Raw genomic sequence first — 17,204 nt, forward strand, 5'->3', positions numbered from 1 at the left:
GGTTATCCACTCGCATAAGCATATTGACCAGCTCGTCGCAGCCTTGCTAGCGTCCCAGTTCGCCCTCAATTGAATGCCGTCCGGTAAACGCCGAACGGGCACACATCTTGTTTGTTTTGCATTGTGAGGAGACAGGTGTCTGAGAACTCTTCGGTTCGGCACGGTCTGACGAGCGCGCAGCACGAGGTGTGGCTCGCCCAGCAGCTGGACCCGCGTGGCGCGCACTACCGGACGGGATCCTGCCTGGAGATCGACGGACCGCTGGACCACGCGATGCTGAGCGCGGCCCTGCGGCACACCGTGGCCGGGACGGAGACGCTCTGCTCGCGCTTCCTCACCGACGAGGAGGGCCGGCCGTACCGCGCGTACTGCCCGCCCGCACCGGAGGGTTCGGACGCCGTCGAGGACCCGGACGGCGTGCCCTACACCCCCGTACTGCTGCGCCACATCGACCTCTCCGGGCACGAGGACCCCGAGGGTGAGGCCCAGCGGTGGATGGAGCGGGACCGCGCGACGCCGCTGCCCCTGGACCGGCCCGGTCTGAGCAGCCACGCGCTGTTCACGCTCGGCGGCGGACGGCACCTGTACTACCTGGGCGTCCACCACATCGTGATCGACGGCACCAGCATGGCCCTGTTCTACGAGCGGCTGGCCGAGGTGTACCGCGCGCTGCGGGACGGGCGTGCGGTGCCCGCGGCCGCCTTCGGGGACACGGACCGGATGGTCGCGGGCGAGGAGGCCTACCGTGCGTCGGCGCGGTACGAGCGGGACCGGGCCTACTGGACCGGCCTGTTCGCCGACCGCCCCGAGCCCGTCTCGCTCACCGGGCGCGGCGGTGGCCGGGTCCTCGCGCCGACCGTGACCAGCCTGGGCCTGCCCCCGGAGCGCACGGAGGTGCTCGGCCGGGCCGCCGAGGCGACCGGTGCGCACTGGGCCCGCGTGGTCATCGCCGGTGTGGGCGCCTTCCTGCACCGGACGACGGGCGCCCGGGACATCGTGGTGTCGGTGCCGGTCACCGGGCGCTACGGCGCGAACGCCCGGATCACCCCCGGCATGGTCTCCAACCGGCTGCCGCTGCGGCTGGCGGTGCGCCCCGGCGAGAGTTTCGCGCGGGTGGTCGAGACCGTGTCCGAGGCGATGAGCGGCCTCCTGGCGCACAGCCGCTTCCGCGGCGAGGACCTCGACCGCGAGCTGGGCGGCGCGGGGGTGTCGGGGCCCACCGTCAACGTCATGCCGTACATCAGGCCGGTGGACTTCGGCGGCCCGGTCGGCCTGATGCGCAGTGTCAGTTCGGGTCCGACGTCCGACCTGAACATCGTGCTGAGCGGCACCCCCGAGTCCGGCCTGCGCGTCGACTTCGAGGGCAACCCGCAGGTGTACGGCGTCCAGGACCTGACGGTGTTGCAGGAACGCTTCGTCCGGTTCCTGGCGGAGCTGGCGGCCGACCCCGCCGCCAGGGTCGACGAGGTGGCCCTGCTGACGCCGGACGAGCGGGAGCGGGTCCTCGACGGGTGGAACGACACCGCCCACGAGGTCCCGGAGACCACGCTGCCCGAGCTGTTCGCCGCGCGGGCCGCCCGCACTCCCGGGCACGAGGCCCTGGTGTACGAGGGCGCCTCGCTGACGTACGCCGAACTGGACGCCCGCGCCGAGCGGCTGGCCGGTGCGCTGGCGGCGCGGGGCGCGGGGCCGGAGCGGTTCGTCGCGGTCGCCGTGGAGCGGTCCGCGGAGCTGGTGGTGGCGCTGCTCGCGGTGCTCAAGTCGGGTGCCGCGTACGTCCCGGTGGACCCGGGCTACCCGGCCGAGCGCATCGCGCACATCCTGCGGGACGCGGGCGCGATGCTCGTCCTGACCACCCGGGACACGGCGGAGCGGCTGCCCGGGGACGGCACGCCGCGGCTGCTGCTCGACGAGCCGGCCGCGACGGGGCCGGCCGCCCCGCCCGCCACCGTCCCGCGGGCGGTGCCCGACCCCGGCCACCCCGCCTACGTCATCTACACCTCGGGGTCCACCGGCCGCCCCAAGGGCGTGGTGATCTCCCACCGGGCGATCGTCAACCGGCTGGCCTGGATGCAGGACACGTACGGCCTGGAGCCGTCCGACCGGGTGCTTCAGAAGACGCCGTCCGGCTTCGACGTGTCCGTGTGGGAGTTCTTCTGGCCGCTGATCCAGGGCGCCACCCTGGTCGTGGCCCGGCCCGGGGGCCACACGGACCCGGCCTACCTGGCCGACACCGTCCGGCGCGAGGGCGTGACCACCCTGCACTTCGTGCCGTCGATGCTCGACGTGTTCCTGCGGGAGCCCGCCGCGGCCGCGCTGGGCGGTGCGACGCCGGTGCGACGGGTGTTCTGCAGCGGCGAGGCGCTCCCGGCGGAGCTGCGGGCCCGCTTCCTCGCCGTGTCGGACGTGCCGCTGCACAACCTGTACGGGCCCACCGAGGCCGCCGTCGACGTGACGTACTGGCCGTGCGCCGAGGACACCGGCGACGGACCGGTGCCGATCGGACGGCCGGTGTGGAACACCCGGATGTACGTGCTCGACGCCGCGCTGCGCCCGGTCCCGGCCGGGGTGCCCGGCGAGCTGTACATCGCCGGTGTCCAGCTCGCCCGCGGCTACCTGGGCCGCCCCGCGCTGAGCGCCGAGCGCTTCACCGCCGACCCGCACGGCGCGCCCGGCAGCCGGATGTACCGCACCGGCGACCTGGCACGCTGGAACCACGACGGCAGCCTCGACTACCTCGGGCGCGCCGACCACCAGGTCAAGCTGCGCGGCTTCCGCATCGAACTCGGCGAGATCGAGGCCGCGCTCGTACGGCAGCCCGAGATCGCCCAGGCCGCCGTCGTCCTGCGCGAGGACCGCCCCGGCGACCAGCGCCTGGTCGCCTACACCGTGCCGGCCCGGGACCCGGGCGCGGCCCCGGGCACCCCTGCGGACACCGGGACCCACCCCGAGCCGGGCGGCACGGCCGCGAACGCCTGTGCCGACGCCCGACCGGACGCGGACCCCCGAACCGGTACGGCACCGGACACGGACACCGCGCCCGACTCCGGGGCGGTCGCCGGGACGGGGAGCGGGCCGCAGCCCGGGCCGGACGGCACGGCGACGAGGACCGTTGCCGGCACCGGAGCGGACGCGGCCACGGGAACCGGCGCCGACACCGGAGCGGACGCGCGGACCGGCGCCGCACCGGGCACGGACCCGGACACCGCGCCCGCCACCGGGGCGGGTACCGGGACGGGGACCGGGGCAGACCCCGGCCCGGACGGTGCCGTGCTCGCCGCGCGGCTGAGGGAGTTGCTGCCCGGGTACATGGTGCCCTCGGCCTTCGTCGCGCTGTCCCGGCTGCCCGTCACGCCGAACGGCAAGCTCGACCGGCGGGCCCTGCCCGCCCCCGCGGAAACCGCGCGTTCCGGCGGGCGGGCGCCGGGCACGCCGGGCGAGGAACTGCTGTGCACGCTCTTCGCCGAGGTGCTCGGCGTGGCCGAGGTCGGTGTCGACGACAGCTTCTTCGACCTGGGCGGCCACTCGCTGCTCGCCACCCGGCTGATCAGCCGCATCCGCGCCACCGCCGGGGCGGAGGTGCCGATCCGGCGCGTCTTCGAGGCGCCGACCGTGGCGGAGCTGGCCCCGGCGCTGGCGGACGGCGGGCGGGCCCGCGCGGCGGTCACCGCCCGGCCGCGCCCCGACCGCCTGCCGCTCTCCTTCGCGCAGCGGCGTCTGTGGTTCATCCACCAGTACGAGGGGCCGTCGCCGCTCTACAACATCCCGGCCGCGCTGCGGCTGGCGGGCCCGGTGGACGGCGCCGCGCTGTCCGCGGCCCTCGGCGACGTGGTGGCCCGGCACGAGAGCCTGCGCACCGTCTTCGCCGAGGACGCGCACGGCCCCCACCAGGTGATCCTGTCCGCCGAGCGGGCCGCGCCCCGGCTGGAGACGCTGCACAGCGCCCCGGAGCGGCTGGCCGACGACCTCGCGCGCACCGCCCGGCACACCTTCGACCTGACCCGGGACGTACCGCTGCGGGCCACCCTGCTGCGGGTGGCGCCCGAGGAGCACGTGCTGCTCCTCGTCCTGCACCACATCGCGGGCGACGGCTGGTCGCTGGCGCCCCTCGCCCGTGACCTGGGCACCGCCTACGCCGCCCGGACCGCCGGCACGGCCCCCGACTGGGCGCCGCTGCCGGTGCAGTACGCCGACTACACGCTGTGGCAGCGTGAACTGCTGGGCGCCGACGGGGACGGCGCGGGCACCGGGGAAGGCGGTGAGGGTGCCCGACAGCTCGCCCACTGGCGCGAGGCCCTGGCCGGGCTGCCGGAGCGGCTGGAGCTGCCGAGCGACCGGCCGCGCCCGGTGCGCCGCGACAACTCCGGCGCGCGCCTCGACCTGCCGGTGCCCGCCGAGCTGCACCGCTCGCTGGCCGCGCTCGCCGCCGAGACGCGGACCAGCGTCTTCATGGTGCTCCAGGCCGCGCTGGCGGGGCTGCTGACGCGGCTCGGCGCGGGCGAGGACGTGCCGATCGGCTCGACCATCGCGGGCCGCACCGACGCCGCCGTCGAGAACCTGGTCGGCTTCTTCGTCAACACACTGGTGCTGCGCACGGACACCGGCGGCGACCCGGCCTTCCGCGAGCTGCTCTCCCGCGTCCGCGAGCGCGACCTGGCCGCCTACGCCCACCAGGACGTGCCCTTCGAGCGGCTCGTCGAGGCGGTCAACCCGGACCGGGCCACCTCCCACCACCCGCTGTTCCAGGTGATGCTGACCTTCGACACCACCCAGCAGGACGCTCTCGGCGAGCTGGGCCGGCTGCCCGGGATCACGACGTCGCTGCTGCCCGTGCACACCGGGCTGTCCCGGTTCGACCTCGTGTTCGCCTTCGACGAGCGGCGGGACGCCGCGGGCGGGCAGGCCGGTCTCGACCTCGCGGTGGAGTTCAGCACCGAGCTGTTCGACGCCGGCACCGTGCGCGCCCTCACCGAGCGGCTGCTGCGGCTGCTCACGCAGGTCGCCGCAGATCCCGGCGTGCGCCTGGGCGACCTCGACGTCCTCCTCCCCGGCGAGCACCACGACCTGCTGGTGGCCGCCAACCGGCCCGGCACCGAGTCCACTTCACCGGCGCCCGCCTCGACCGCGCCGGTGTCGGCCACGCTCCCCGAGCTGTTCGAGCGGCAGGCCGCCCGGCACCCGGACCGCACCGCGCTGACCTTCGAGGGCACCTCGCTGTCCTACGCCGAGCTGAACGCGCGCGCCAACCGCCTGGCCCGGCTGCTGACCGCCCGCGGGATCGGCCCCGACGCGCTGGTCGCCCTGGCCCTGCCGCGCTCCGTCGAACTGGTCGTGGCCCTGCTCGCGGTGGTCAAGTCGGGCGCCGCCTACGTGCCGCTCGACCCCGGGTACCCCGCCGACCGGCTCGCCCACGCGCTGTCCGACTCCGCGCCCGCGGCCCTGCTCACCGACCGCGCCACCGCCGGGCGGCTGCCCGCCCACGAGGTGCCCCGCATCGTCCTCGACGCCCCCGCCCCGGCGGACGGCGACACCGCGGACGCCCACCCCGCAACCGACCTGGCGCAGGGCGAGCGGGTCAGGCCGCTGGACCCGAGGGACACGGCGTACGTCATCTACACCTCCGGCTCGACGGGCCGGCCCAAGGGCGTGGCCGTGCCGCACGGCAACGTCGTACGGCTCTTCTCCGCCACCGCGCCCTGGTTCGGCTTCGACGAGCGCGACGTGTGGACGCTCTTCCACTCGTACGCCTTCGACTTCTCGGTGTGGGAGCTGTGGGGTCCGCTGCTGCACGGCGGCCGGCTCGTCGTCGTCCCGCACGACGTCACCCGGGACCCCGCCGCCTTCCTCACCCTGCTCGCGCGCGAACGCGTCACCGTCCTCAACCAGACGCCGTCCGCCTTCCACCAGCTGGCCGCCGCCGACCGGGAGAACGCAGCGGAACTCGCCCTGCGCACCGTGGTGTTCGGCGGGGAGGCCCTGGACCTGTCCCGGCTGGCCGACTGGTACGAGCGGCACGCCGAGGACGCGCCCGCCCTGGTCAACATGTACGGCATCACCGAGACCACCGTCCACGTCTCGCACTTCGCCCTGGACCGGGCCACCGCGGCCGCCTCGTCCGCGAGCACCATCGGTGTCAACATCCCCGACCTGCGGGTCTACGTCCTCGACGACCGGCTGCGCCCCACCGCTCCCGGCGTCACCGGCGAGATGTACGTGGCCGGTGCGGGTCTCGCCCGCGGCTACCTGGGCCGCCCGGCGCTGACCGCGGACCGTTTCCCCGCCGATCCGTACGCCGCCCTCTTCGGCGAGCGCGGCACCCGCATGTACCGCACCGGCGACCTGGCCAGGCGCCGCACCGACGGCGGCCTGGACTACCTGGGCCGCGCCGACCAGCAGGTCAAGATCCGCGGCTTCCGCATCGAGCCCGGCGAGATCGAGGCCGTGCTCGCCGCCCACCCCGCGGTCGACGACGTGGCCGTGGTGGCGCGCGAGGACGTCCAGGGCGACCCCCGGCTCGTCGCGTACGTCGTGACCGGCTCCGGCGCGACGGCCCGCGCACTGCACGACCACGCGGCCGTTCGCCTGCCCGACCACATGCTGCCGTCGGCGTTCGTCACCCTGGACGTGCTGCCGCTGACGCCCAACGGCAAGCTCGACACCAAGGCGCTGCCCGCCCCCGCCCACGCGGGGCAGGTGACCGGACGCGCGCCGCGCGGCCCGCGCGAGGAGATCCTGTGCTCCCTGTTCGCCGAGGTGCTCGGGGTGCCCCGGCTGACCGTCGACGACAGCTTCTTCGACCTCGGCGGCCACTCCCTGCTCGCCACCCGGCTGGCCGGCCGTATCCGCGGCACCCTGGGCGTGGAGCTGTCCGTGCGGCGGCTGTTCGAGACGCCCACGGTCGCCGGGCTTTCCGCCGCCCTCGACGGCGCCGAACGGTCCGGCACCGGCCCGACGGCCGGTGAGCGCCCGGAGCGGCTGCCGCTGTCGTACGCCCAGCAGCGGCTGTGGTTCCTGCACCAGCTGGAGGGCCCCTCCCCCACGTACAACATCACCGGCGCGCTGCGGCTGACCGGTGACCTCGCCCCCGGGGCGCTGAGCGCGGCCTTCCAGGACGTCGTCACGCGCCACGAGAGCCTGCGGACCGTCTTCACGGAGGACGGGCACGGCGCCCGGCAGACCGTGCTCGACGCCGCCGGTGTGCGCTTCGAACTGCCGGTCACCGACGTCACCGACATCGCCGAGGACCGGCTGGACGAACGTCTGGAGGAGGCCGCCCGGCACTGCTTCGACCTGACGAGCGACATCCCGGTGCGGGCGGAGCTGTTCCGGCTCGGCGCGCGGGAGCACGTCCTGCTGCTGATGGTCCACCACATCGCCGGTGACGGCTGGTCCCTCGGCCCGCTGATCCGCGACCTGGCCACCGCCTACACGGCCCGGGCGGCCCGTCGCGCCCCCGACTGGGCGCCGCTGCCCGTGCAGTACGCGGACTTCGCCCTGTGGCAGCGCGCCGCGCTCGGGGACGCCGCCGACGCCACCAGCCCGGCGGGACGGCAGCTCGCGCACTGGAAGGAGGCCCTGGCCGGGCTGCCCGACCGGCTCGAACTGCCCGCGGACCGCCCGCTGCCCGCCGTCGCCTCGCACCGCGGCGGCCGGGTGCCCCTCACCGTCCCCGCGCCCCTGCACCTCGGCGTGGCGGAGCTGGCCAGGGAGTCCCGCACCAGTGTCTTCATGGTGCTCCAGGCGGCGCTGGCGGCCCTGCTGACCCGGATGGGCGCGGGCGAGGACGTACCGCTCGGCACCGCGGTGGCGGGCCGCGGCGACGACGCCCTCGACCAGGTCGTCGGCTTCTTCGTCAACACCCTGGTCCTGCGCACCGACACCGGCGGCAACCCCACCTTCCGTGAACTCCTCGACCGGGTCCGCGACACCGACCTGACCGCCTACGACCACCAGGACCTGCCGTTCGAGCACCTGGTGGACGTCCTCTCCCCGGCCAGGTCGCTCTCCCACAACCCGCTGTTCCAGGTGCTGCTGAGCCTGGACACCACCCAGCAGGACGCCCTGGCCGCGCTCTCCGCCACCGGCCTCGACGTGCGGCTGCTGAACGTCGCCACCGGGGTCGCCAAGCTGGACCTCGCCCTGGAGATCGCCGAGCACCGCGACGCCGACGGCACCCCCGCCGGGCTGGTGGGCGCGGCCGAGTACAGCGCGGACCTCTTCGACGAGGGCACCGTCGCGCTGCTGGTGGAGCGGTTCCTGCGCCTCCTGGACGCGCTGGTCTCGGACCCGGCCCGGCGCATCGGCGACGTCGACGTGCTCGGCCCCCGGGAACGGGAGCGCGTCCTGACCGAGTGGAACGACACCGCCCGCCGGCCGGTGGAGGGCACCTTCGCCGACCACGTCGCCCGGCACGCCGCCGAGCGCCCCGGCCACCCGGCGGTCGAGACGGCCGGCGCCGGGACGCCCGACGGCGCGCTGACCTACGGCGTGCTGACCTACGGCGAACTGAACGAGCGCGCCAACCGGCTGGCCCATGCCCTGCTCGAACGGGGCGCGGGTCCGGAGCGGTTCGTGGCGGTCGCCCTGCCCCGCTCCGCCGACCTGGTCGTCTCGGCGCTCGCCGCCTTCAAGGCGGGCGCGGCCTACCTGCCGGTGGACCCCGCGCACCCCGCCGAACGGATCACCCACCTCGTCTCGGACGCGGCGCCCACCCTCATCGTGACCACGTCCGCCCTGGCCGCAGGCCTCCCGGACACCGGCACGCCGGTCCTCCTGCTCGACACCCCCGAGACCGCAGCGACCCTCGCCGCCCTCCCCGGCCACGACGTCACCGACGCCGACCGGCCGGTACCGCTGCGCCCCGAGCACCCCGCGTACATGATCTACACCTCGGGAACGACCGGCCGCCCCAAGGGCGTCGTCGTCACCCACACCGGGCTGCCCGGCCTCCTGGACATCTTCACCCGCGACTGCGCGGCCGGCCCGGGCAGCAGGATCCTCCAGCACCTCTCCCCGAGCTTCGACGCCTCGTTCTGGGAGCTGGCGATGGGCCTGCTCACCGGCGCCACCCTGGTCGTGGCGCCGCCGGAGACCACGCCGGGACCGGAACTGGCCGAGCTGGCGACCCGGCACGCGGCGACCCACCTGAGCCTGACCACGTCCGTCCTCGGGCTCCTGCCGCCGGGCTCGCTGCCCGACGGCCTGACCCTCGTCGTGGGCGCCGAGGCCATCCCGCCCGAGCTGGTGGAACGCTGGTCGCCGGGCCGTACGATGCTGAACTCCTACGGTCCCACCGAGACCACCGTCTGCTCCACCATGAGCGGCCCGCTGTCCGGCCCCCTCGTCCCGCCCATCGGCTCCCCCGTCGCCAACAGCGCCGTGTACGTGCTGGACGCGGCGCTGCGCCCGGTACCGCCCGGTGTGCCCGGCGAGCTGTACGCGGCCGGAGCGCATCTGGCCCGCGGCTACCACGACCGCCGCGCGCTGACCGCCGAACGGTTCGTGGCCAACCCCTTCGGCGAGGCCGGCAGTCGGCTCTACCGCACCGGCGACCTGGTCCGCTGGCGGCCCGACGGCCAGTTGGAGTACCTGGGGCGCGCCGACACCCAGGTCAAGATCCGCGGCCTGCGGATCGAGCCCACTGAGATCGAGGCGGTCATCACCGAACGCCCGCACCTGGCGCGGGCGGCCGTGATCGTCCGCGAGGACCGGCCCGGCGACCGGCGGCTGGTCGCCTACGTCGTGCCCGAGCCCGGCCGCGCCGTGGACACCGCCGAACTCCGCGCCGCACTGCGCGAGACCCTGCCCGACCACATGATCCCGACCGCGTTCGTGGTGCTGGACGCGCTGCCGCTGACCCTCAACGGCAAGCTGGACCGCAGGGCCCTGCCCGCCCCCGACTACTCCGCCCGCACCTCCGGCCGGGCCGCCCGCGACCCGCGCGAGCGGCTGCTGACCGGGCTGTTCGGCGAGATCCTCGGCGTGGAGCCGGCCGGCGTCGACGACGGCTTCTTCGACCTGGGCGGGGACAGCATCCTCTCCATCCAGCTCGTCGCCCGCGCCCGCGCGGCGGGCCTGGTCCTGTCGGTGCGGGACGTCTTCGAACACCAGACGCCCGCGCTGCTCGCCCGGTCGGCCGCCGCCGCACCCGCCGGGGACCGCGCGGCGCAGGACTCCGACGTGCCCGCCGACGGCCCCGCGCCGCGCACCCCGATGATGGGCTGGTTCGCCGGTCTCGGCTCCGACCTGGCCGCGTTCAACCAGTCGCTGGTCCTGCGCGTGCCCGCCGCCCTCGACCCCGACGCGCTCGGCACCGCCCTGCGGGCCGTGCTCGACCGGCACGACGCGCTGCGCATGCGGGTGGCCGACGACTGGACCATCGAGATCCCGCCGCCGGGCTCGGTGACACCGGCCGACTGCCTGGTCCGCTTCGACGCCGTACGCCTCGACGAGTCCGCCGTGCGCTCGGCGGTCACCGAGCAGGCACGGGCGGCCCGCGACCGCCTGGCCCCGGCGGACGGCCGCATGCTCCAGGCCGTCTGGGTCGACCGGGGCGCCGACCGGGACGGGCTGCTCGTCCTGGTCGCCAACCACCTGGTCATGGACGGCGTCACCTGGCGCATCCTGGTCCCCGACCTGGCGGCCGCCTACGCGGGCGAGACCCTCGCCCCGGTGGGCACCCCGTGGCGGCACTGGGCCCTGTCCCTCTCCGACCTCGCCGGGCAGCCGCGGACCGAGGAGGAGCTGGACCACTGGCACTCGGTCCTCGGCGACACCCCGCACACCCTCCGCCTGGATCCCGCGCGGGACACCCACGCGACCGCCGGCGAGATCACCGCCGAACTCGACGCGGACACCACCGAGGCCCTGCTCACCTGGGTCCCCGGCGTCTGCCACGCCACGGTCAACGACGTGTTCCTGAGCACCTTCGCGCTGGCCGTCGCCGCGTGGCGGCGCGGGCGCGGCGAGGCCCCCGAAACACCCGACACCCCCGTCGTGCTCGACCTGGAGAGCCACGGCCGGCACGAGGGGGCGGTCCCGGGCGCCGAACTCAGCCGTACGGCCGGCTGGTTCACGTCGATGTACCCCGTCCGCCTCACACCACCGCCCACGGCCCCTGCCACCGGCACCACCTCCGGTGACGGATCGGCGCTGCGCGCGCTGAAGGCCGTCAAGGAGCAGCTGCGCACCGTACCGGGCGACGGCCTCGGCTACGGCCTGCTGCGCCACCTGAACCCCCGCACCCGGGACTTCCTCGCCGCGCTGCCCCTCCCCGAGTTCGGCTTCAACTACCTCGGCCGGATCGGCCGGGAGGGCGGCGACGAGGCCCCCTGGACCATCGAGGGCGGCGACGTCGCCGGTATCGACGGTGCCATGCCGCTGGCCCACCCCGTGGACGTGAACGCCGTCGCCCGGGAGACCGCCGACGGCACCCGGCTGCGCGCACGCTGGACGTACTCCCGCACCGCGCTGGAGCCCGAGGACACCCAGCGGCTGGCCGACACCTGGTTCCGGCTGCTGCGCCGCCTCGTCGAGGAGGCCCGGCAGCCCGGCGCGGGCGGCCTCACCCCCTCCGACATCGCTCACCCGGCGCTCGCCCAGGACGAGATCGAGGACCTGGAGCACACAGTCCCCGGCCTCCAGGACATCCTGCCCCTCGCCCCCCTCCAGGAGGGATTCCTCTTCCTCAACCTGTACGACGAGAGCGCCCGCGACGTCTACGTCGGCCAGCTCGCCTTCGACCTGGAGGGCGCGTTCGACGGCACCCGGATGCGCGCGGCGGCCGGGGCCCTGCTGCGCCGCCACGCCAACCTGCGGGCCGGGTTCCGGCAGACGTCGTCCGGCGCGTGGGTGCAGGTGGTGCCCGCCGAGCTCGAACCGGACTGGCGGGAGTGCGACCTGACCGACCGCGCCGAGGCGGAACGGGACGCGGAGGCCCGACGGCTGGCGGCCGGGGACCGCGAACGCCGCTTCGACCTCACCAGCCCGCCGCTGCTGCGCTTCACCGCGATCCGGCTGTCCGCCGACCGCGTCCGGCTGGTGATGACCAACCACCACATCCTGCTCGACGGCTGGTCCATGCCCCTGCTCTGGCAGGAACTCACCGAGCTGTACGTCTCCGGCGGCGACCCCGTGAGCCTGCCCCCGGTCCGCCCGTACCGCGACCACCTGGCCTGGCTCGGCGCCCGCGACCGGGACGCCGCCCGGGACGCCTGGCAGCGGTCCCTGTCCGGGCTCGACGAGGCCACCCTCCTCGCCCCGGACGCCGGCCCCGCCGAGGCGGCGCCGCTGAGCATCCCGTTCGGCCTGGACCGCGAGGCCACTGCGGCGCTGTCGGCCTGGGCGCGGGGTCGGGGCGTGACCATGAACACGGTCGTCCAGGGCGCCTGGGCCCTCGCGCTGGCCCAGGCCACCGGACGCGACGACGTCGTCTTCGGCGCCACCGTCTCCGGCCGCCCGCCCGAGCTGCCCGGCGTCGAATCCATGATCGGCCTGTTCATCAACACCCTGCCCGTCCGCGCCCGCCTCGACCAGGCCGAACCCCTCGGCGACTTCTTCCGTCGCCTCCAGGGTGAACAGGCCCGCCTCCTGGACCACCAGTGGCCCGGACTCGCCGACATCCAGCACTGGGCCGGACACGGCGAACTCTTCGACACCGCCATGGTCTTCCAGAACTACCCGGTGAGCGCCGACACGACGAGCCGCCAGCTCGACGGACTGCGGGTGGCCGGTTTCGACGCGGTCGAGAGCACGGACTTCGCCGTCAACCTGGTCGCCCACACCCGCGACGACGACCTGCGGCTGCGCCTCGACTACCGCGCGGACACCTGCGCCGGCGACCTGGTCCGCTCGCTGGCGGACCGGATGCTGCGGGTCCTGGAAGCACTGGCCACCGACTCGGACCGTCCCGTGGCCCACCTGGACACCCTCGACCCGGCCACGCGGGAGCGGGTCCTGGTGGAGTGGAACGGAGCGCCGACCGAGCTTCCCGGAACGCCGCTGCACGAACTGATCAGCGCGCAGGCCCGATTGACGCCGGACGCCGTGGCGGTGGTGTGCGGGGAGACCTCCCTGACCTACGCCGAACTGGACGGGCGCGCCAACCAGCTCGCCCGGCACCTGATCGAAGAGGGGCTGGGCGCCGAGGACTTCGTGGCGATCGCACTGCCCAAGTCGCTGGACGCCGTCACCAGCATGCTCGCCGTACTCAAGACCGGCGCGGCCTACCTGCCCATCGACCCGGACTACCCCGCCGAGCGCATCAGCTACATGCTCGACGACGCCACGCCCGCCCTGACCCTCACCGAGCCGATAGCCGTGGAGCGGTATGCGGGTCACTCCGTCGCGGCAGTCACGGATGAGGAGCGTCGTAGCCCGTGGTCGGCGCGGCACGCGGCCTACATGATCTACACCTCCGGCTCGACCGGACGGCCCAAGGGCGTCGTCATCGAACACCACGCCCTGGCCACCTACCTCCACCGCGCCCGCAACACCTACACCGCCATGACCGGCGTGACCGTCCTGCACTCGCCCCTGGCGTTCGACCTCACCATCACCGCCCTGTGGACACCCCTCACGAGTGGCGGCACGGTCCACCTGACCAGCCTGGAGGAAGCTGAGGTCCAGCCCAGCCTGATCAAGGCGACCCCCAGCCACCTCCCCCTGCTGACCAACCTGCCGGACACGGCGTCCCCGTCCGACACCCTCATCCTGGGTGGCGAAGCCCTCCACACGGACCAGCTGGCCGACTGGCGGACCCAGCACCCCCACGTCCAGATCATCAACGCCTACGGCCCCACCGAATCCACCGTCAACATCACCGACCACCGCCTCGACGGCACGGAGGAAGGCCCCGTCCCCATCGGACGCCCCTTCACCAACACCCAGGTCTACGTCCTGGATTCGGCCCTGCGACCCGTCGCCCCCGGCGTCACGGGAGAGCTGTACCTCGCAGGCGAGCAGCTGGCCCGCGGCTACCTCGGCCGCCCCGCGCTGACCGCCGAACGCTTCACCGCCAACCCCCACAGCAGCATCCCCGGCGCCCGCATGTACCGCACCGGCGACCTCGCCCACTGGAAATACCACGGCCACCTCACCTACGACGGACGCGCCGACCACCAGGTAAAGCTGCGCGGCCACCGCATCGAACTGGGCGAGATCGAAACCACCCTCACCGCACAACCGGGCATCACCCAGGCCACCGTCCAACTCCGCGAAGACACCCCCGGCGACCAACGCCTCGTCGCCTACCTCGTCACATCCACCGGATACGACGACAGCACCGTCCGGGACGCACTGGCCAGCGCACTCCCCGACTACATGCGCCCCTCCGCCTACGTCACCCTCGACGCCCTCCCCCTCACCCCCAACGGCAAACTCGACCGCACCGCCCTCCCCGCACCCGCCTACACGGCATCCACCGCCGGACGAACCCCCCGCACCCCCCGCGAAGAAATCCTCTGCACCCTCTTCGCCGAAGTCCTCGGCGTCGACCACGTCACCATCGACGACAACTTCTTCGACCTCGGCGGACACTCCCTCCTCGCCACCCGACTCGTCTCCCGAACCCGCACCGCACTCGGCGTCGAACTGTCCATCCGGCAGCTCTTCGAGGCGCCGACCGTGGCGGGTCTCGCGGAGGCCCTCGACGCGTCGGGCACCGTCCGTACCGCGCTCACCGCGAGGCCGCGCCCGGAGCGCATCCCGCTCTCCTACGCCCAGCAACGCCTCTGGTTCCTCCACCAGCTCGAAGGACCGTCGGCGACCTACAACACCGTGCTCACGCTGCGGCTCGCCGGCGCGCTCGACGTGGAGGCGCTGCGCGCGGCGATCGGTGACGTCGTCGCCCGGCACGAGAGTCTGCGGACGGTCTTCACCGAGGACGAACGGGGCGCGTATCAGATCGTGCTGCCCGTGGAGGCCGCCTCGACGCCCTTCACCGTCGTCGACGTGGCCGAGGAGGAGATCGGCGACCGGCTCGACGAAGCCGTGGGCCACTGCTTCGACCTCGCGCAGGAACTTCCGGCGCGTACGTCGCTGTTCCGGGTGTCGGAGCAGGAGCACGTGCTGCTGCTCCTCATCCACCACATCGCCAGTGACGCCTGGTCCCGGGCCCCGCTGGCCCAGGACCTCACGGCCGCCTACGCGGCCCGTGCCCGCAGCGAGGCGCCCACCTGGCAGCCCCTCCCCGTCCAGTACGCCGACTACGCCCTGTGGCAGCAGGACATCCTCGGCGACGACACCGACCCCGACACCCTCGCCGGCAAACAACTCGCCTACTGGAAACAGCAGCTCGCCGGCCTGCCCGAACAGCTTGACCTCCCCACCGATCGGCCCCGACCGGCAGTCGCGGGGTACTCGGGGGACCGTGTTCCGTTCACCGTGCCGACGGAGCTGCACACGCGGCTGACGGAGCTGGCGCGCGCCACCAACACCAGTACGTTCATGGTGATCCAGGCGGCGGTCGCCGTCCTGCTCACCCGTCTCGGCGCCGGTGAGGACATCCCGATCGGCACCCCCGTCGCCGGACGCACCGACGACGCCGCCGACGACCTGATCGGGCTCTTCATCAACACGCTGGTCCTCCGCACGGACACGTCCGGTGATCCGACCTTCCGCCGGCTCCTCGACCGGGTGCGGGACACCGACCTGGCCGCCTACGCGCACCAGGACCTCCCCTTCGAGCGACTGGTCGAGGCGCTGAACCCGGCCCGTACGCTGTCTCATCACCCCCTCTTCCAGGTCCTGCTGACCTTCAACAACACCGACCACGAGGGCGCGCTGAAGGACATCTCCGAGCTTCCCGGGCTCACCGTCGCGCTCCGGGAGGTCCAGCGGACCTCGTCGAAGTTCGACCTCTCCTTCGGGTTCGCGGAGTCCTTCGACACGTCTCGCCGTCCACAAGGCATCGACGCGGCGCTGGACTTCAGTACGGAACTTCTCGACCGCCTGTCCGCCCAGGCGATCGCGGACCGGTTCCTGCGGGTGCTGGAGGCCGTCACCACGACCCCGGACCGGCCGATCGGTGCCGTCGACCTGATGGACGCGGTCGAGCGGGAGCGGGTCCTGGTGGAGTGGAACGGGGCTCCGACCGAGCTTCCCGGAACGCCGCTGCACGAACTGATCGACGGGCAGGCCCGATTGACGCCGGACGCCGTGGCGGTGGTGTGCGGGGAGACCTCCCTGACCTACGCCGAACTGGACGGGCGCGCCAACCAACTCGCCCGGCACCTGATCGAAGAGGGCCTTGGGGCCGAGGACTTCGTGGCGATCGCGCTGGCCAAGTCACTGGACGCGGTGATCAGCATGCTCGCCGTACTCAAGACCGGCGCGGCCTACCTGCCCATCGACCCGGACTACCCCGCCGAGCGCATCAGCTACATGCTCGACGACGCCCGGCCCGCCCTGACCCTCACCGAGCCGGTGGACCCCGCTGCGTATGCGAGCCGTCCCGACGGTCCGCTCACGGACGCGGAGCGTCGTAGCCCGTGGTCAGCCCGGCACGCCGCCTACATGATCTACACCTCCGGCTCGACCGGACGGCCCAAGGGCGTCGTCATCGAACACCACGCCCTGGCCACCTACCTCCACCGCGCCCGCACGACGTACTCCGCCATGACCGGCGTGACCGTCCTCCACTCACCCCTGGCGTTCGACCTCACCATCACCGCCCTGTGGACACCCCTCACCAGCGGCGGAACGGTCCACCTCACCAGCCTGGAGGAAGCTGAGGTCCAGCCCAGCCTGATCAAGGCCACCCCCAGCCACCTCCCCCTGCTCACCACACTCCCCGAGACGGCATCCCCGTCCCACACCCTCATCCTCGGCGGCGAAGCCCTCCACACCGACCACCTCGCCACCTGGCGGACCCAGCACCCCGGCGTCCAGATCATCAACGCCTACGGCCCCACCGAATCCACCGTCAACATCACCGACCACCACGTAAGCGAGGACATCCCTGACGGCCCCGTCCCCATCGGGCGGCCCTTCGCCAACACTCAGGTCTACGTCCTGGATTCGGCCCTGCGGCCCGTCGCCCCCGGCGTCACCGGCGAGCTGTACCTCGCCGGTGAACAGCTCGCCCGCGGCTACCTCGGCCGCTCCGCGCTGACCGCCGAACGCTTCACCGCCAACCCCCACAGCAGCATCCCCGGCGCCCGCATGTACCGCACCGGCGACCTCGCCCACTGGAACCACCACGGCCA

At 74.0% G+C, this 17,204-nt stretch carries 1 protein-coding gene; it reads left to right on the forward strand.

Annotated features, from left to right (window positions below):
- Positions 1-135 precede the first annotated feature (135 nt).
- Positions 136-17,204 (forward strand): amino acid adenylation domain-containing protein (locus ACFYZ3_RS38330; protein ID WP_388528000.1); only part of this gene is annotated, 17,069 nt, incomplete at its 3' end.

The organism is Streptomyces sp. NPDC001599 (assembly GCF_042893535.1).
Taxonomy (GTDB): Bacteria; Actinomycetota; Actinomycetes; order Streptomycetales; family Streptomycetaceae; genus Streptomyces.